Source organism: Isoptericola sp. NPDC056605 (assembly GCF_042792795.1).
Classification (GTDB): Bacteria; Actinomycetota; Actinomycetes; order Actinomycetales; family Cellulomonadaceae; genus Isoptericola.
In genome coordinates, this window is sequence record NZ_JBHTVT010000013.1 from 66,872 (window position 1) to 83,350 (window position 16,479).

Annotated in this window: 19 protein-coding genes; 1 reads left to right on the forward strand and 18 read right to left on the reverse strand. The window is 71.2% G+C overall.

Translation table 11 applies throughout. The features are described 5' to 3' along the window. Positions 1–10: 10 nt before the first annotated feature. From ACFQ8Y_RS14185 to ACFQ8Y_RS14200, 4 genes are read right to left on the reverse strand one after another with little or no spacing between them, the layout of a single operon-like run. A complete protein-coding gene (locus tag ACFQ8Y_RS14185; RefSeq protein WP_430585862.1) occupies positions 11–1,036 on the reverse strand; it encodes a hypothetical protein in 1,026 nt (341 codons plus the stop codon). Further along, positions 1,036–2,184 carry a hypothetical protein gene (locus tag ACFQ8Y_RS14190; protein ID WP_430585940.1) on the reverse strand — a complete coding sequence of 383 codons (1,149 nt, stop codon included), beginning with the start codon at positions 2,182–2,184 and terminating at the stop codon, positions 1,036–1,038. The genes ACFQ8Y_RS14185 and ACFQ8Y_RS14190 overlap by 1 nt, the downstream gene beginning before the upstream one ends. Before the next feature lie 5 nt (positions 2,185–2,189). Continuing rightward, entirely contained in the window at positions 2,190–3,119 is a 930-nt protein-coding gene (locus ACFQ8Y_RS14195) for a hypothetical protein (protein WP_430585863.1), read from the reverse strand. After that, positions 3,119–7,651: a phage tail tape measure protein gene (locus ACFQ8Y_RS14200; RefSeq protein WP_430585864.1), complete on the reverse strand. Its 4,533-nt coding sequence runs from the start codon at positions 7,649–7,651 to the stop codon at positions 3,119–3,121. The genes ACFQ8Y_RS14195 and ACFQ8Y_RS14200 overlap by 1 nt, the downstream gene beginning before the upstream one ends. 59 nt (positions 7,652–7,710) lie before the next feature. Here ACFQ8Y_RS14200 and ACFQ8Y_RS14205 point away from each other — a divergent pair, with 59 nt between their 5' ends. Continuing rightward, entirely contained in the window at positions 7,711–7,956 is a 246-nt protein-coding gene (locus ACFQ8Y_RS14205) for a hypothetical protein (RefSeq protein WP_430585865.1), read from the forward strand. Here the strand turns inward: ACFQ8Y_RS14205 and ACFQ8Y_RS14210 are convergent. The 14 genes from ACFQ8Y_RS14210 to ACFQ8Y_RS14275 form a co-directional block, all read right to left on the reverse strand. Then, positions 7,946–8,335, reverse strand: a complete 390-nt coding sequence (locus ACFQ8Y_RS14210; protein ID WP_430585866.1) for a hypothetical protein — start codon at positions 8,333–8,335, stop codon at positions 7,946–7,948. The two genes, ACFQ8Y_RS14205 and ACFQ8Y_RS14210, sit on opposite strands and share 11 nt — an antisense overlap. Positions 8,336–8,370: 35 nt before the next feature. Then, positions 8,371–8,859, reverse strand: coding sequence for a hypothetical protein (locus ACFQ8Y_RS14215; RefSeq protein WP_430585867.1), 489 nt, complete (start codon positions 8,857–8,859; stop codon positions 8,371–8,373). A 90-nt stretch (positions 8,860–8,949) separates the two neighbouring features. Then, entirely contained in the window at positions 8,950–9,477 is a 528-nt protein-coding gene (locus tag ACFQ8Y_RS14220) for a hypothetical protein (protein WP_430585868.1), read from the reverse strand. 6 nt (positions 9,478–9,483) lie between these two features. After that, positions 9,484–9,738: a hypothetical protein gene (locus ACFQ8Y_RS14225; RefSeq protein WP_430585869.1), complete on the reverse strand. Its 255-nt coding sequence runs from the start codon at positions 9,736–9,738 to the stop codon at positions 9,484–9,486. A gap of 66 nt (positions 9,739–9,804) precedes the next feature. Further along, entirely contained in the window at positions 9,805–10,221 is a 417-nt protein-coding gene (locus ACFQ8Y_RS14230) for a hypothetical protein (protein ID WP_430585870.1), read from the reverse strand. Next, on the reverse strand, positions 10,218–10,598 hold the full coding sequence (locus ACFQ8Y_RS14235) for a hypothetical protein (protein ID WP_430585871.1): 381 nt from the start codon (positions 10,596–10,598) through the stop codon (positions 10,218–10,220). The genes ACFQ8Y_RS14230 and ACFQ8Y_RS14235 overlap by 4 nt, the downstream gene beginning before the upstream one ends. Continuing rightward, a complete protein-coding gene (locus ACFQ8Y_RS14240; protein ID WP_430585872.1) occupies positions 10,598–11,014 on the reverse strand; it encodes a DUF6093 family protein in 417 nt (138 codons plus the stop codon). Before ACFQ8Y_RS14240 ends, ACFQ8Y_RS14235 begins: the two co-directional genes overlap by 1 nt. Continuing rightward, complete coding sequence (locus ACFQ8Y_RS14245) at positions 11,004–11,405, reverse strand: hypothetical protein (RefSeq protein WP_430585873.1); 402 nt, start codon at positions 11,403–11,405, stop codon at positions 11,004–11,006. The genes ACFQ8Y_RS14240 and ACFQ8Y_RS14245 overlap by 11 nt, the downstream gene beginning before the upstream one ends. Before the next feature lie 16 nt (positions 11,406–11,421). Beyond that, positions 11,422–11,724 carry a hypothetical protein gene (locus ACFQ8Y_RS14250; protein WP_430585874.1) on the reverse strand — a complete coding sequence of 101 codons (303 nt, stop codon included), beginning with the start codon at positions 11,722–11,724 and terminating at the stop codon, positions 11,422–11,424. A 79-nt stretch (positions 11,725–11,803) separates the two neighbouring features. Continuing rightward, the gene (locus ACFQ8Y_RS14255; RefSeq protein WP_430585875.1) at positions 11,804–12,823 is read right to left on the reverse strand and encodes a major capsid protein; all 1,020 of its coding nucleotides are present in this window, start codon (positions 12,821–12,823) and stop codon (positions 11,804–11,806) included. Between the two features lie 16 nt (positions 12,824–12,839). Continuing rightward, positions 12,840–13,226 (reverse strand): head decoration protein, encoded by a 387-nt coding sequence (locus tag ACFQ8Y_RS14260; RefSeq protein ID WP_430585876.1) that lies wholly within the window; start codon positions 13,224–13,226, stop codon positions 12,840–12,842. 34 nt (positions 13,227–13,260) lie between these two features. Then, the gene (locus ACFQ8Y_RS14265; protein WP_430585877.1) at positions 13,261–14,001 is read right to left on the reverse strand and encodes a hypothetical protein; all 741 of its coding nucleotides are present in this window, start codon (positions 13,999–14,001) and stop codon (positions 13,261–13,263) included. A 49-nt stretch (positions 14,002–14,050) separates the two neighbouring features. Next, positions 14,051–14,977: a hypothetical protein gene (locus ACFQ8Y_RS14270; RefSeq protein ID WP_430585878.1), complete on the reverse strand. Its 927-nt coding sequence runs from the start codon at positions 14,975–14,977 to the stop codon at positions 14,051–14,053. Further along, a complete protein-coding gene (locus ACFQ8Y_RS14275; RefSeq protein ID WP_430585879.1) occupies positions 14,977–16,473 on the reverse strand; it encodes a phage portal protein in 1,497 nt (498 codons plus the stop codon). Before ACFQ8Y_RS14275 ends, ACFQ8Y_RS14270 begins: the two co-directional genes overlap by 1 nt. Positions 16,474–16,479 lie beyond the last annotated feature (6 nt).

Consider the following 16,479-nt stretch of genomic DNA (forward strand, 5'->3'; position numbering starts at 1 on the left):
GTCATCGCCATCACCCGATCGGGTAGCAGGGGATGTACACCTGGAAGTTCTGCCCCGCTTCGATGGTGAACGGCTCCACGTGCAGCACGCCGTCGCCCTCGATGTAGGCGCGGAACGAGGTGGATCCCACCCACGCCTCCCCGTAGACGCGCTCCGAGGGCTTCATGCTGGCGGGGACCGTCAGGAACGACGAGTCGACGCCGCTGATCTGGCCCGTCTGCCGCTTGCCCACGAGCTTGACCCAGCCGCAGCCGTTCTTGCGCTTCCGCGACCACGTGAGGCCCGAGTAGTTCGGGATCGTGAGCGACGCCGAGATCCAGTCCGTCTCGTCGACCTCGACCCGTGCGAGCGGCACGAGGCCCGCGGTCATCGCGCCCGACGAGTCGAACCGCGCCCCGCCGATCGCCCCGAGGTCCTTCACGTCCCACTGCGGGGTGCCGGTCCCGTCGACGACCCGGGTGTGCAGCTCGTCGCCGATGCGGACGACGGTGCCGGGCGAGGTGACGTAGTCGCGCGCCTTGACGTGCGCACCCCACAGCCCGCCGCCCTCGCCGGACCACAGTCGCAGGTCGATGAGGTTCGCCGTGACGATCGTCGCCGCACCAGGCGCGACCGGAACGAGGTACAGAGGCTGGTCCGCCGTCGTGAACCCGGCGCCCGTGGACCCCGTCGGGTTGCGCAGGACCACGCCCGAGGCGAGGGCCTGCGCGGAGCCGCCCTGCAGCAGCGTGAGCGTCGCGGTGCCGCCGCTGCTAGTCCACACCCGCCGTTCGACCAGCGTGTCCCACCTGACGGTGCTCCCACCGTTCGCGCCGGCGTTCAGCACCGTCGACGCCGAGTGCTTCGCGAGCACGCCGTCGCCCCACGCCTTCCCCGCGGCGACGGTGATCGCGCGGTCGCCGGCGCCACCCGCGGTCACCTTCAGGTCGCCCGCGCCACCCACCGCGTACCGGCACCCACGCCCGAACACGTCCGGCGTGTCGGCGGCCGACACCTGGCCCTTGAACCCCCGCACGACGTCAGCCAGTGCTGCCATCAGACCCTCCCTGCCCGGTCCACGCGCACCGCGCGTGCCACCTGTGTGATCGCAGCCGCCAGTTCCTGGTTCGGCTTGTCCGAGTGCTCACCGATCCGCGCCGTCACGGTCAAGCCACTGCCCTTCGCCCACGTGATCTCGACCTCGCGCACCCGGTCCGTCAGGAGCGGTGCACCGTGCATCTGGATCGGGAAGACGTCGCCCTTCTCGAACGTGACGCCGTACCGCCAGTCGTCGGTCTCCTTGAACTCGACCTGCAGCGACGCCTTCTGTGCGGCCGCGTTCAGGGCCTCCCAGCCCTTCGCATCCATGACGGCGTCGTCTGTCGTGTCCGTGGCCATCACGACGGCCGGGCTCCACCCGCAGTCGCCGTGCAGCGCTTCGGCGGCCTCGTTGATGACCTCCCGGTACTTCGTGACCCCGGAGACCTCGCCGCCGGCAACCATCACGCGCGTGAAGTCGGGCGCCTTCGTGCCCCACGTGCCCTGCACGACCCCGGAGCGCTCCGTGAGCGGCACCGTGTGCTCGACCGGGGTGCGCGCGTCGAGCACCAGCTCGCCGTCGATCTGCCGCACGAACACCGACAGCATCGAGAACGGCAGGCCTGGCAGCGCGTCCGTGAGCGCCTGCATCCGCAGCGACGCCGTCAGCGGGTCGCCGCGGCCCAGGTCCGGAGCGACGACGAGCGGCCGGTCCGTGGTGGCCAGGTTCGCGGTCACCACGGACTTGATGACCGTCTCTGCCGGGCCTGTCACGGTGAATGCGCCCGCGCCCTGCCCGGTGGCGAGTGACGCCCCGGGGACGGGCCGGCCGAGCAGCGTCGACAGGACCGAGTCGTCGTCCACCACCGTGTAAGTCTGGGTCCAGCGGTCGCCGCCGCGGTCCACGATCCGGCCGCCGACGTGATGGATCAGCCGGTGCGGGTCCTCGCCCGGGTCGGGCCGGTACTGGATCACGAGGTGTGAGCCGTCGGCCTGCAGGTCCTCGTTGATCTCGTCGCCGGTGGCCACGGAGACGGTGGCGGTGCCCGACTCGAACGCCAGCGCGTAGTCCCGCGCCGTCGCCGAGACCTCGGCCGGCTTCGACACCAGGCCCCGGTACGCGAGGTCCTTGTCGTACACGCTCAGCACGAGCCGCGGCCGAAGCATGCCGCTCACCAGGCCGCGTAGTAGAGCGGGGTGATGGACGCCTGCACCGAGCCCGTGCCCGCGATGCTGATGCCGATCTCGACTTCCTCACCGTCGGGGATGGGCTCGAACTCGCGCGGGTTCAGCAGGTGCCCGACCCGCTCGCCGTTCAGCCGGGCGCCGCCCGTCTCTGTGCTGATCGTCAGCAGGTCGCCGAGCTCGAGCGCGAACGGCACCCCGATGCGGAACCCGTTGACGCTGACCTCCGAGCCTGCGTTGAGCTGGTCCCGGAACGTGAAGGTGGGCCACACGCCGACGTCGCTCGGGTTGGTCATGGTCGCGGACTCCGACGTCGCCGCCTCGGAGACGTAGTAGTCCGGCGCCGCGTCCTCCGGGCCGGTGAAGTCGACCGGGTCGCCGAGCGTCCACCGTGGCGACAGGATCGGCGCCCCAGACCACAGCGGCTGATCGGCGACGAGCGTGTACTCGTACGTGCCCCACCCGAGCAGGCCCGGGGACGCGTACCACGGCGGGTCGCCATCGCCGCGCAGCCGCAGCATCACCGACCGGGTCTCGCCCGACTCCGGCTGCCGCACCGACCACATCCCCGGGCGGTTGAACCGCAGCGAGCGGCGGAACAGTGCGTCCCATGCCAGCCACTCCTTCGACCCCGTGCCGTGGTGCACCATCAGCGGCCAGAAGACCTCGCGCGCGAGCTCCCGGTGATCCTGGAACTCCTGCCCGCGGCGCGCCGGCGACTCCGACACGTGCTCCTCGATCGGCGGGAACGTGAAGCCGCGCACCCCCTGCTGCAGCCGGATCGACTTCTCCGGGTCGGTCCCCGCCAACGACCAGCGACGACCGTCCCAGCCCGTCCACGTGATGTCGAGGGGCGACCACGGGTCCGGGGCGGCGGTCGCCGGCGTGCCGGGCGACCCGTAGACGGCATACGGCATCAGACCAGCACCCCCGTCCGCAGCCCGTGCATCACGGCTGCATCCCGCATCTCCGTCTTCAGGCGCCGCATCGCCGCGTCCGGGTCGACCGTCGTGATGCTGTCGACCTGCACCGTGAAGTTGCCGCCCGTCGGCGGGACGAAGGTCGTCGTCGGGGCCGGCGCGGTCGCCGCGATGTGCCGGGTCTGGTCAGCCGTGAGGACGTACCCGTTGACGTTCGGCCGGAACATCTCGGTCCCGAGCTCGTTCACCTGGTACAGCTCGCCGGCCGTGACCGGCCCGCCCGCCGCGCGCTTCTTGAGCGTCGTGTGCTTCCCCGTCAGCGCGACGGAGATCGCGTCGGCCATCACGACGCCCCAGTTGTAGACGTGCTTCTCGAGCGAGGCCTTCTCCTTCTCGAGGCCAGCCTCGAACGACTTCGCCGCCGACAGCCCGCCCTTCGAGAACGCGTCCGTCACGTACTCGCCGGCCTGGCTGCTGTACTTCGAGATGTCGCCGTACGCCTTGTTCAGCTCCGAGATCTGCTCCGGCTCCTTCAGCAGCGCGTCGGCAACGAGCGAGCCCTGCTCAGACCCGAGCTCGGCCACCTCCTGCAGGACCGTGCCCCGAAGGCCCTTCGAGCGGAGCTTGTTCAGCTTCCCCGCGAACGCCCGGAGGGCCCCCGCCTTGCCCTTCGCGTCGGCGACGAGGTCCTTCGCGGTCACCGAGGCCTTCGTGCCCGGGTCCCACACCTGCTCGTTCCACGTGTCGCCGCGGCTGTTCGTCCGCACGACGTCGCGGAACTCGCCCTCCTTGGCCTCCTTGATCGAGTTCCCCAGGGCCTGCTCGCCCTTCAGCGTGTTCCTCACGCTGTCGGAGATGCCCTGCAGCTTCTCGACCCGGGCGGTGGCCTTCTCGAGCCTCTTGTCGATGCCTTCGATCTGCTTGTACAGGCCGCGCATCGCGGTCTCGGCCTCGCGTGCCTTCTTCGCGAGGCGGTTCGACTGGCCCTTCGTCAGGTTCCCGGAGCTGGCGAGACCGAGCATGTCGTCGACCACGCCGTACGCTCCGTCGGCGCCCGACGTCGCCGAGTCGAGGATGTTCCCCCGGCGCATGTCCGTGGCGAACTCGGTGCGCTCCGTACTCAGGGCCGACCGGCGCTCGCGTGCCTTGTCGACCTCCTCCTTACGCCGCTCGTACAGCTTCTCCGCAGCGTCGAGCCGCTTCTCCGCCGCTCGGTCGTCGGCTTCCTTCTTCGTCTTCCGGGCGCGCCTGACAGCCGCGCGCGCCTCCTTGACCTTGCGGGCGGCGGCGTCACGGCGAGCCTCCGCGGCGTCGAGCGCTCGGGTCGCCGAACCGACCGCACCACCCACCTTGTAGGTCGCCTCGGGGTCGGTGATGAGCGCGCCCTTCAGCGCCGCCGCACGGAGCCGGTACATCGCGCGGTGACCGCCGACGGCGGCCACCTCGCGCTCGGTCCACATGTGCTCGCCGTTCGACGCCCAGATCGGGACGTCGTCAGACGTGCCGGTGCCCGGGCCGGTGACCGCGCCGCCGTCCTTGAGAGCGAGGTGCACGTGCGAGTAGTGCGTCCGCCGCGTTACCGGCGCGGCACCGCCCATCACGCCGTTGCGGAGGAACCCGCGCGGCGTGTAGAACAGCTCCTTCGCCATCGGGAACGCGCGACGCAGCAGGTCCCACGTGTGGCCCATGTTCGGCGACACGATGTCGATCGCGCGGCCCATGCCGTGGTACGAGGGGTACCCGGTCGCCGTGACCGCGCCCGGCCGGTAGCCCGACGTGATCTGCGCGCCCGGGTCGATCGCCTGGACGGCCTTCGACATCTGCGCCACGCCGCGCGGCGTCTTGCCGGTCCAGCCCGCGCCTTCGCCGTCGCCCATCGCGCTCTTCGGCGCGAAGAACTGCGTGCCGATCTTGATCGCGAGCTTCGTGTTGTCCTTGATGAACTGGTTGACGTCCTTCTGGGCGCCCTTCGTGTTCGCGTTGACCGGGATCGACGAGGACTGCTCACCGACCCAGTCGGTCAGCTTCAGCACGGTCCTGCGGCCCTGCTTGTCCTTGCCCTTGATCGTGACCGTGCCGTCCGACTCGTCCACCGTCGCGGTGTAGTCGCGCAGCGTGGCGAGCGCCTTGCCGTCCTTCGCGAAGATCTTGACCGAGCCGTCGGCATCGTTCACCTGCGCCGTGACGTCGTCGAGCTTCCGCTCGGCCGGCGCCCCGTCGCCCTTGATCTTGAGCGTGCCGTCGGCGGACTCGACCGAGTTCAGGAAGTCCCGCAGACCCACCTCAGCGGCGGCCGTGTTGACCGAGATGTCCGCCTTGTAGTCCCCCGGGACCAGGCCGAGCTTGTCGGCGAGCGCCTCGGCCTTCTCCTCGCCCATGCCCAGCGCGTCAGCCTGCGCGAGGAAGTCGTCACGGGAGGCCTTGACGAACTTCCGGACCTGCTCCTGCGACTTGCCGTTCTGCTCCATGCTGGCGGCGACCGCGAGGGACTTCTCGGCGATCCCGTCGAGCGCCTCCTCGTTCGCGCGCCCGGCCTCGGTGTTGCGGTCGAGGGTCTCGCCGTTCTCCTTCAGCGACTTCCGCGCGGCGTCGAGCTGCTCCTGGTACGCGCGACGGGCCTCGCGCTCGTCGAGCACCACGCCGGCCGCCTTCGCCTGCGCCTCGATGAGCTCTCCGAGCGACGCGACCTGCTCGTCGATCGCGCCAGTCGTTGTCGCGTAGTTCTGCTGCAGCTCCTCCTGTGAGACGCCCGCGGCCTCGTCCGCCGCAGCCTTCTTCGCCTGCGCCCTCTCGGCGTTCGTCAGCCCGGACGCCTCGGCGTCGAGCGCGCCCAGCAGGAAGACCGACGCGGCCTTCCGGGCGTCACCCTTCGTCAGGACGTCGTCCTGCTTGGAGACGTACGCCTCAGTGGCGGCGGTGACCTTGTCGACCGCGTCCCGCTCGCCGAGGACGTACCCCTGCAGGTCCTCGACGGCGAGCCCGATCTTCTCGGCTCGGTCGACGAGGTACTCGGGGTCCTTGCCGAAGATGTTGTCGATCCAGCTGCGCTGGTTCTTCGTGGTCAGCGCGGCGTTGATCTCCGACAGGGTCGCGTCGGTGCGCTTCCCGAGGTCGTCGAGCGTGTCCGCGTAGGCGTCCGTCTTCGCCTGCGCCTCTGCGGCGTTCTGCGCCCATACGGTCAGCCCGACGGCGGCCACCGCGACCGCGGCACCGACAGCGCCCGCGGCGGCGGAGGCGCCCTTCATCGACCAACCGAGCGCCTCGACCGCGCCCTTGGCGCTGTTCACCCCGATGACGAGCTTGCCCATGCCTGCGACGCCGAGCAGGGCCAGGCCGCCAGAGCCCGCGAGCAGAGTCGTCGCGTTCAGCAGCGGGGCAGGCAGGTCCGACAGCACGTTCACGAGCCCGGTCGCGGTCTGGGTGGCCTCGCGCAGGAAGGAGTTCGCGCCGGACCCGCTGTTGATCAGCAGGGTCTCGAACGCGCCCGAGAGCCCCTCGAGGTCGCCGGACAGGTTGTCGAGACGGTCGGCGGCCGTCCGTGCGGCGTACCCCTGGTCGTTGACCGCGTCGGTCCACTCGTTGACCTTCTCGGCTCCGGCATCGAGGAGGATGTTCGCCGCCTGGATCGACTCGTTCCCGAAGATCCGCCCCAGGGCGGCCGATCGCTCGGCGTCCGATGCCTCGCCCAGCCTGGCCTTGAGCTGACCGGCCGCGCCGGCGAGCCCGATGAACTTGTCCTGACCGTCGAAGACGTTGATCCCGAGGGACTCCATCTCCTTTGCCGCGATCTTCGACGGTGACGTGAGGGACATGACCATCGATCGCAACGACGTGCCCGCCTGCTCGCCCACGAGCGCGTTCGACGCGAACAGGGCCAGGGTGCCGGTCGTCTCCTCGAGCGTGACGCCGAGCTGCGCTACCGGAACGCCTGCGTACTTCAGCGCGCCCGCAAGATCGGAGACGTCGCCCTGCGCCTTGCCGGCACCGGCGGCGAGCAGGTCGGCGATGTGGGTGACGTCCTCGCCGCCGAGCTTGAACTGCGTCATCGTGCCGGCGGCGATCTCTGCAGCGTCCGCTACCGAGAGCGCACCCGACGCGGCCAGGTCAAGCGCGCCCTTGAGCCCACCACCGAGCGTGTCCTGCGCGGTCACGCCCGCCTTGAGCATGTTCTCGATGCCGGCCGCCGCCTCCGACGCGGAGAACGACGTCGAGGCACCGAGCTCGATCGCCTCCTGCCGCAGGTCGGCGAGTTCCTTGGCCGTCGCGCCACCCGTCGCCTTCACGGCCGACATCTGCTTGTCGAACGAGGCGAACGTCTTGGCAGCGATCCCCGCGCCCGCCGTGGCCGCAGCGCCGATCAGCCCGAGGCCCGTGGTGACGTCCCGCGCCGACTGCTCGTACTTGCCCAGGAACGACTCCGCGGACTGCCCGTTCTTCAGCAGGTCCGCGTTGAGGTCCTTCACCGCAGTCCGCGCCATCTTCATGCCGCCGACGAACCCCGACGCGTTCGCCGTCAGGACGTACTTCACAGAGCGATCGGCCACAACTTCACCCCCCGATCGGCGGAATCCTGCGGTTCAATGGGCGGATGGCCAACGAGACGATCGACGAGGCGACCAGGGAGCGGTTCCGCCGGACGAACCGCGCGCTGCTCATAGCCGCGGCGGTCCTCGTGGTGGTCGTCGGCGTGATCGCCCTCGTCGCCTGGCAGCAGAACCAGCGCGAGGCCGCTGAGCGCACGGACGGCTTCTACTGCACGCTGTCCGGCGTGAGCCCGTACGAGCGCGCGCCGGAGACCGGCCGGCTCTGCGCGGACATCCTGCTCAACGACTGAGGCCAGGGAGCACCGCACCGGGCTTCAGGCTCGCTCCCCAGATGAGCGCGTCGTCGTGCTTCGACACACCGGTTCCGGGGCGCGCCTCCTGCGCGCGGCGGATGGCCGTCACGACGTGGCAGCGGATCGGAGGCCCAACCTCGAGCGCGTTCTCCGCGTCCCGCGCCTGGCAGACATCCTTCGGCCACCCGCACATCGGGCAGACCTCGGACGCCTCCCACTCAGCGAGCGCGAGCATCCACTCCCGCTCGGTGTCGTCCCACTCGACCTCGGTCCAGGACGACACCATCCGGCCGCCGGCGTCGTACTCGTAGAACGTCTTCGGCTCCCAGCCGAGGAACCGCTTGTACGAGATCCCCAGGGTGCGCGCGGCCGTCACCTCCGCGCGCACCCTGGGGTCGCGCAGCCGCTCGATCAGAAAGGGCGGGAGCCGTCCCGGTTCAGCCGGATGATGTTCAGCGCGAGCGTCGTGTACTGGCCGTCGGAGATCTCGTCGAGCGCCTCGACCCACTCGGCGGCGGACACCTCGACGGCGTCGCCGGAGGCGTGCTCCTTCACCGACCGCACCGACTCGGGCAGCGCCTCTGCGAGGAACGTGTCCCAGTTGAGGGAGTAGCCCTCGTCCACCTTGTCGTCCTCGCGCGGCCGGTTGCTCTCCTCGATCTCGGCCCACCGCTTCCGCGACAGGGCCTCGAGCTCGATGTCGAGCACCGACGACTGGCCGCGCTTCGTCGCGTCGTCGAACGTCGTCTGCGCCTCGCGCACGGCCTTCGACGCGAGCCGGTCGCCGGCCGCCTTCTTCGCCGCGACGAGCGCGTCGGACGCGGCCTCGATCTCCGCCGCGACGGCGCTGTCCGGGTAGAACGGGATCACGCGGCGGGCGCGCTTGATGTTCAGGGGCATGGCTTCTCCCAGGGGGTGGGGGTCAGGGGGTGAGGGTGTGGTGCCCGGCGGCCGCGAACCCCCTGGTGTCGCGGCCGCCGGGGGAACGGGTCAGGCGCTGGCCGCGACCTTGACCGGGCCGGCGAAGTCCTGCACGAACGTGTTGAACACGCTCCGGCTGTAGGAGTTCGCCTCGGGCGCCATCGGCGTCTTCTGGCCCGCCTTGAACTTCACGATGTACACCTCGTCGTCCGCGGCGTACGGCGCGTCCCACGCCTTGTTCCGGCGCTCGACGTAGTAGTGCACCGACCCCTCGACGAGGAGCTCCGCGAGCTCGTTCGCCGCCGTCGCGGCCGGGCTGTTGGTGTTGTCGACCCCGGTGATGCCGAGCGTGACCGTCTTGCGGCCCGGCTCGTTGCGGTCCACGGTCTGGCACAGCAGCTGCACCGAGATCGTGGCCTGCTCGATGCCGATGAGCGCCGAGTCCGCCGTCGCGTAGCACGACGCGTTCAGGCCCGTGCTGCCCGAGAGGTTCAGCTCGGTCAGCTTCGGGGCCTCGATGTCGGCGATCGCCGGGACGATGTCGATGCGGACGTTCCCGTCGACCGGGGTCACGGGCAGGTCGGGAGTTCCGGCCATGGTGGATCACTCCTTCTCGGTGGCCTCATCCGCAGGCGCGGGCGCGTCCTGCGGCTCCGGCTTGGCGGACGCCTTGCCGGTCTCACGCGAGGCCGTCCGGCCCGCGAGCTTCGGGGGGCAGTGCTTCGGGTGGCGCACGAGCGTCGACGGCGGGTACCGCTCGTCCTTCACGCGCTTCAGGCGGCCGTCGGCCAGCCGGGGGTCCGCCTCGGGGACGTCGAACTCGTGACCCGTGGACGGGTCCTTGACGCGGATGAACACGGCGCACCTCCGGGCACGACGACGAGCCCCGCGCCGGGATTGACGGGGGCTGGGGATCGGTGGGGGTCAGGCCGTCCGGGAGACGGTCAGATCGAACTCGAGGACCACGACCTGGAACCGCAGATCGGTGTCCGTCGCGGTCAGGCCGGCGGCGTACGGGCCCGTGATGCGCGGCGGTCGGAGCGCGCCGACGGCGTAGCCGGGGACGGTGATGCGGGCGCCCTTCCACGCCTGCTCCGCCGCGTCCGCGAGGACCAGCGCCTGCACGCCCGTCTTCGCGGAGACCGTGACACGCCACGTCGCCGTCGCGCCGTGCGTGTTCGCGACCATGCCCGGGATCGGCTCCGGCATCTGCAGGTTGCCGACGAGCCACGGAGCCGTCGCCGTGTTCGACGCCTGGAAGTCGTGGAACGCGGGCGTGAGCGCCGGCACCGTGGGCCGGAGCGCCTTCAGCGCCTCGAACAGCACGCCCGGGGTGGTCACAGCAGGCCGTCCATGATCTTGCCGAGGTACTTCTCGACGGCCTGGGCCTCGGCCTTCGCGGGGGTGTCGATGTCGACGCTGCCGCCGCCACCGTTCGCTCCGCCCTCGACCGCGACGCCGGCCAGGGAGCCGAGGCCGCCGATCTCGGGGCCGACCTCGTAGCCGACCGTCCCGGGCCCGAACGTTCGGTCGTACGAGATCCGCGGAGGCGCGCCGGCCTTCGTGGTGAAGTAGTCGGACTCCTTGAACGCGTCCTGCATGTCGCGCTTGAGGTTCGTCGCGCCCTTCTTCAGCACGGCGTCGACCTCGGGCAGGATCCGCGAGGCCGCGCGCGTGAGGTCCGCCTCGATGCGGCGCAGGTCGCCGGTGCCGGACATCAGGGGCCCTTCTCGACGGCGAGCCGGTACGCCGTGGCGCGGCTCTTGTTCAGCGGGGCCATCACCTGGAAGGTGCGGCCCACGAGGTGCGGGTCGTTCTCGGACGCCGTGATCGTCACGTCGTCGCCGACCATCGGCTGGTAGCCCGCGGCCGTCTTCGCGACGGGGACACTGACCGTGTACCGCTCGACCGTGAACACCGCGGTCGCGGCCTCCGGGGTCGACTCCTGAGCCGCCCACGACTGCACACGGCACTCGCCCTCGTAGACCACGTTCGGCGTCGTCGTGACGGCGCCCGTGACCGGGTCGGTCGCGACGACGTCGGCGCCACGCGTGATGCGGCACGCGTCGGGCATGAGCTCCTCGGCGATCTCGCGCCCGAGCGCGAGCGCGTACGCCGCCAGGTCAGCAACCACCGGGCAGCCTCCATGCCGGGACGCCGAGCCGGATGCTCCCGACCGACGAGCGCGACGACGGCGCGAGCAGCGCGGTCTCTTCCGGGCTCACGTACAGCAGGCCCGTCGACGTCGAGTTGTCGATCGTCGCCTGGAAGTCGTCGAGGCCCACCGAGCGGAGGGCCTTCGGGTTCCGCACGACGCGGAGCACCATGTCCTCGACGACGCCCTGCACGAGCTCGACGTCGAGCGTGCCCTCCTCGATGCGGGAGGGCACGCTCGGCACGGCGGCCACGAGCCGCAGCTCGGCCTTCGCGATGAGCGCCGTGAGCTGGGCGTCGGCGGTCGTGCCCTCGGGGATGGTGATGCCGAAGGCGGCCGTTCGGATGCTGGCCGGGGTCACCTCGAACATCACGCCTCCCCAGGGGTCAGGACTCGTCGGCGTCGTCGGCCTGCGCCGCGGCGATGAGCGCGACGATGTCGGCCTTCTTCGTCGTGTCGCCGAGGTCGACGTCGAGCTCGGCCGCGAGGGCCTTCAGCTCGTCGACCTTCAGCTTGTCGAGCGACTTCGGCTCGTCGCTGCTGTCGGCGGGTGCCGGGGCGTCGGTCAGGTGGTCGCCCACCGTCACGCCGTCGGGCACCTCGTCACCGGCGGCCAGGCGCACGTGCGCGCCGGCGTCGTCGTACGCGTACACGACCCCGTCGAGGTCGTCACGGATCTTGCGCGCCATGGCGGCGCTCCTTCCGGTAGGCAGATCAGGGGGTGGTGCGGTGCGGGCCGTGCCGGAGCACGGCCCGCACCGTGACGGGTCAGGACAGGACGGTCGCCTTGAGCGAGAGGTTCGCGTTGGCGAGGACCGGCATACCGATCGCGTCCGACACGACCTCCGCGATCATCGGCGGCTTCTCGTTCCGGTAGACGCCGACGACGACGCCCGGCTGGTCCGCCTCCGCGATGCCCCAGTCCGCCTCGGTCGAGGACAGCGTCTGCCCCCAGAACGTGGCGCCGAGCTGCGTCTGCTCCCACGCGTCCGGCTCGACCGGCTCGGGCAGCATGAGCAGCTCGTTGTCGGGCAGCACGAGGCCGCTCGCCGTGCGCCGCGTGTAGACCTCGATCGGGGGCAGCCCCGCGCCCTCGATGATGGCGTTGACGTCCGCGACCGTCGCCGGCCGGGACCCGCCACCCACCAGGGAGGTCTTGAACTCGTCGCCCTGCGCCATGACGCGGGCGACCCGACGCGACATGAGGATGACGCCCGGCGCGACGCCGTTCGTCGCCTCGTACACGTCCGACCACGTCTGCAGGTCGGCGAGGCGGGACGTGCTGGTCGCGGCCGACCACAGCGCGGACGCCGTGGCCGTGTGGCCCGAGTCCCGACCGAACGAGTCGGCGGCACCGAGCTCCGCGATCGTCGCGACGCCCGTGCGGAGCACGGTCCCGCGGAGCTTCTCCATGCGGTCGGAGATCGCGAGGGCGACCTGCCGGGCCACGTTGAGGATCTCCCCGAGGATCGTGTCGTCCGACGCGCCACGCGAACGCAGCTGCTCGTACTCCGAGACCGGGATGTTCTTCCCGATCGCGGGGAGCTCGAGCGTGACCCGCTTGCGCGACGGCTTGCCGCCGACCGTCGGCTCCGCGTCGTAGGCGCGGAACTCCGCCTCGGCGACCAGGCCGGCCGAACCGGGCACGAAGCGGACGTTGATGTCCGGGACCTCGCGGTTCGGCAGGAAGCGCGACAGGTTGCCCTTGCGCGCCTCGATGTCGTTGAGCGCCTCCCGGACGTACCCCGTGAGGGTCGCCGGGTCGATGATGTCAGTCCAGAGAGCCATGATCCGACTCCTCCTCTCAGACGAAGACGAACGTCGTCGCGGCGCGCTTGGCGGCGGCCGCGGGGGCGGTGAACGTGCCGGGGACCTTCGAGGCCCGGACGCGTCCGTGGTCGAGGACCGGCACCGCGAAGTCGGCGGTGCCGACGACGGGCTGGTCCGTCAGGACGAAGCCGGCGAGGATGCCGGCGCCCGTCACGGTGGCCTCCGTGCCGTCGTAGGGGACGAGGACGCCCCCGACCTTCGCGACGGGGGTGCCGGACGGGATGTACCCGTTCGGGTAGTGCGTGCCGGCGGTGAAGGTGGAGATGTCGAGGACCTCGGTGCGCGCGTTGGCGATGCCGTGCGTGGACCCGAGCCAGGACTGGTCGCCACCGCCGAACGTCTCGTTCTTGAGACGGGGCATGGTCGTTCCTTCCCGTGGTGGGGTGGGTGAGGGACTACTGCTTCTTCGAGCGACGGTCGTTGAACAGGTCACGGCCGGCGCCCACGCCCGAGGTCTTCTCGGGCTTGTGGCGTCCCTGGCCCATGTCGGGCCACTTGCCGCCGGCGGGCGCGAGCCCGTCGACGTACTGCTGCACCTTGTCGGTGTCGACCTCGCCGCCGTCGGCGGTGAGGAACTTGGTGAGGTCGAGCGGCGCGAGGATCGTCGCGAGCTTCTCGCTCGGGATCCGGCCGGCGGCCGCGACCTTGAACTCGGAGGTGACGAGGCGGGGCAGGTGCTCGCGCTGCGCCTCGGCCTTGCCCTCGGCCTTCGCGTCCGCCTTCGCCTGGTCGATCGCCTTCTCGGCGTCGGTCTGCGTGGCGGCCTTGAGCTCGTCGCGCTCCTTCTTGATGGCGTCGTAGTCGGCGTACTTCCCGGCGCGGCCCTCGTGCTTGCGGGCCTTGTGGCGCCAGTACTCCGCCTGCTGCTCCGCCGTCATGTCCTTGACCGGCGTCTTCTCCGGGAACGCGTACTTCTCGCCCGACTCCGGGTCGGTGAACGTCCCGGCGCCGTCGCTTCCGTCCCTGTCGCCGCCGTCGCCACCCTCCCCGTCGCCACCCTCCCCGTCGCCGCCCTCGCCGTCCTTCATGACGGCGTCGCCGAACGTGCGGCGGTGGAACGCGAGAAGGGCGTCGATGCCGCCCGGCGCGGTGATGTCGATGTGGTCGGTGCCGGGCGTGTACAGACGTGCGCGCATGATGCTCCCCATGTCGGGTGGTGGTGGTTCGCCCCGGAGGGCGGACGCGTCAGACCCTGGCGGTCTGGCGCGCGGTCTGGTTGCGGAGCCGGCGCGCCGCCGCGAGCTCCGTCTGCGACGCCGCTTGCGTGTCCGGGCGCTGCACGGGCGCCAGCCCGCGCGCCTCACGAGCGGCACGGTTGCGGCCCGGGTTCGCGGACCGCTGCCGGGACACGAGCACCGGCCCAAGCTCGCCGTGCTCGTCGACCTCGTAGGCGACGCGCGTCTCCTTCAGGTCGCGCGCGCTCGTCGACGCCGACAGCCGGTATGTCTCGGCGAACGCGTCGTCCATGTCCCACGGGCTGCCCGGGTCGTGCGCGGCAGTGACCGGCAGCGTCGTGCACTTGCAGCGGTGGTGGATCGGCATCAGGGCCTCGCGGTGGTACACCCGGTCCGCAGCCGCCACGCACAGGCCACACGAGCCCGAACGCGAGAGCTCGGGGTGGACGACCCGCCGGTACCCGATCACCGCCGTGGAGCCCGTGAACGACGTGCGCGCCTGCGCGCGCCGCGCGAGCCCGAGGTCGATCCGCGTCGTCGCGTCCGCGCGCTGCAGACCCAGCGCGACGGCGTCGGCGAGCGGCTTGCCCTTCGACACCTCGAACCGCACGGTGTCCGCGACGCGCCCGTAGGCCGTCGCCCACGACGCGACCTCCATGCGCAGCGGGTCGACGATCGACAGTGTGCGCCCCCGCGGTGCCGAGCCCGCCGTCTCGCCGATCGCCCGCGTCAGGTACGCCGACGTGAACGACGCAGCCGTGCGGGACGCGGAGTGCACCGCAGCCCCCGCGCCGGCGGCGGCCGCCGTGATCGCCTCGTGGTCGTACCAGTCGAGGCCGTCGTACGCCGCCTGCACCTGCGCGACCGTGGACTCCTCGAGCGCGGCCTGGTTGTCGGCGTCCGCCTTCGACAGTGCGGCCAGCGTCTCCCAGTCCATCAGCCCTCCGCCGGCGCCTCAGCGGCCAGTGCCTGCTCCTGCAGCTCGGCCGGCTCCGGCGACGGGTTCCGCGCCGCGATCGCGGCTGCCGTCTGCGCCGCAAGGGTCGCGGCGAGCGTCATGTCGTCGGCGCGCTCCGTCTTCATGAGGTCGATCTGCGCGGGGGAGTACTGCCAGATGTCCCGCATGCGGGTCTCCCACGGCACGTCGGCCGCCTTCGCCTTCACGGCGGCGTCGGCCTTCTCCGTGAGGCCGTACCGCTCCGCGGGCCGCCACACGATCTCGATGTCCTCGGCGCGGGCCCGCTCCGTGTCCCCGCTCATCAGGAACAGGGCAGCGAGCGCCGCAGCGTGCACGGCCCCGAACCGGTCCTGCCGGTCCTCGATCTTGAACGTGCGGCCCTCGCGCGCGAACGCGGCGCCGGCCGCCGACTGGTTCTGCCCCTCGGGGGAGAACATCGCCAGCGGCGTGAACGTGACCGCGGACAGCTGCTGGATGAACTTGTCGACGCCGGTCCATACCGGCGTGAGGTCGACGGCGCCCGACTCCCAGATCTCCGCGGAGGCCGGCAGCTTCCACAAGGCGCCCGGATCGGCCGCGAAGACCTCGTTGTAGTCGATCCGCTCGCCGGTCTTCGGGTCGTAGTCCGGTAGGTCCTTGTCGTTCTCGACCTTGATGCCGCGCTGGCGGAACGCCTGCAGCGTCGCGATCGTCATCCCCTGCAGGACCATGTGGTCGAGCCGGTCGAGCAGGTCACGGTGGCGCTGGAACTCGCCGATACCCTCCTCGTTCCGGTACCGGAACACGGGCACGAGGTCCTCGCACCCAGCCGGCAGGGGAAGCCCAGCCTCACCGCCGGCGCTCTCGTCCCACTCCCACGAGCTCGAGAACCGGGCGCCCTCCTTCGACGCCGTCTTCCGGTCGTGGAACGCCCGCCATACTCGGCCCGGCCGGTACAGGTACGCGTAGTCGCGCTCGTCCTCGTCGTGGTGGAAGAACTTCCCAGCCGCGATCCGCTCAGCCTGCACGACCGGGTCGTGCAGGGTGACGACCTGGCGGGGGTCCTCCGCGGTGTACCGCGGCCGGCCGCCGTACATCCCGACGATCGCGTACCCGTTGCCAGCGACGAGCGCGAGCCGGTGCGCGTCGTCCGATTCGTCCTTCATCCCGGACGCCTTGACCAGCCGCCAAGCCTCCGGGTCGCCCGTCGCCGCGTTGTCGACCGCCGTCATCACCGACTGCACCCGCAGCGGGTACTTCACGGCCTTCACGATCATCTCCGCGAACGCCGTCCGTGACGCCTTGAAGAACCGCTGCGCCGACTCCGGCGCCTGCTTCAGCGACGACGGCACCGGCGAGTCGCCCTCGTACCGCGCGAACATCTCATCCATGCCGCCGCCACCGGCCGACTCCGCCTTGCGGCGCTTCTCGAGCTTGTCCGCCAGCCGCTTCAGGTACCAGCCCGGGGAGTCCTTCGTCTTGACGTCGATCGTCATGGGCCC

Coding starts and splice junctions, on each gene's coding strand:
- ACFQ8Y_RS14205 (WP_430585865.1), top strand. CDS start 7,711: ATGGCCAACGAGACGATCGACGAGGCGACCAGGGAGCGGTTCCGCCGG.
- ACFQ8Y_RS14275 (WP_430585879.1), bottom strand. CDS start 16,473: ATGACGATCGACGTCAAGACGAAGGACTCCCCGGGCTGGTACCTGAAG.
- ACFQ8Y_RS14245 (WP_430585873.1), bottom strand. CDS start 11,405: ATGTTCGAGGTGACCCCGGCCAGCATCCGAACGGCCGCCTTCGGCATC.
- ACFQ8Y_RS14255 (WP_430585875.1), bottom strand. CDS start 12,823: ATGGCTCTCTGGACTGACATCATCGACCCGGCGACCCTCACGGGGTAC.
- ACFQ8Y_RS14190 (WP_430585940.1), bottom strand. CDS start 2,184: ATGCTTCGGCCGCGGCTCGTGCTGAGCGTGTACGACAAGGACCTCGCG.
- ACFQ8Y_RS14215 (WP_430585867.1), bottom strand. CDS start 8,859: ATGCCCCTGAACATCAAGCGCGCCCGCCGCGTGATCCCGTTCTACCCG.
- ACFQ8Y_RS14270 (WP_430585878.1), bottom strand. CDS start 14,977: ATGGACTGGGAGACGCTGGCCGCACTGTCGAAGGCGGACGCCGACAAC.
- ACFQ8Y_RS14220 (WP_430585868.1), bottom strand. CDS start 9,477: ATGGCCGGAACTCCCGACCTGCCCGTGACCCCGGTCGACGGGAACGTC.
- ACFQ8Y_RS14250 (WP_430585874.1), bottom strand. CDS start 11,724: ATGGCGCGCAAGATCCGTGACGACCTCGACGGGGTCGTGTACGCGTAC.
- ACFQ8Y_RS14195 (WP_430585863.1), bottom strand. CDS start 3,119: ATGCCGTATGCCGTCTACGGGTCGCCCGGCACGCCGGCGACCGCCGCC.
- ACFQ8Y_RS14235 (WP_430585871.1), bottom strand. CDS start 10,598: ATGTCCGGCACCGGCGACCTGCGCCGCATCGAGGCGGACCTCACGCGC.
- ACFQ8Y_RS14185 (WP_430585862.1), bottom strand. CDS start 1,036: ATGGCAGCACTGGCTGACGTCGTGCGGGGGTTCAAGGGCCAGGTGTCG.
- ACFQ8Y_RS14260 (WP_430585876.1), bottom strand. CDS start 13,226: ATGCCCCGTCTCAAGAACGAGACGTTCGGCGGTGGCGACCAGTCCTGG.
- ACFQ8Y_RS14265 (WP_430585877.1), bottom strand. CDS start 14,001: ATGCGCGCACGTCTGTACACGCCCGGCACCGACCACATCGACATCACC.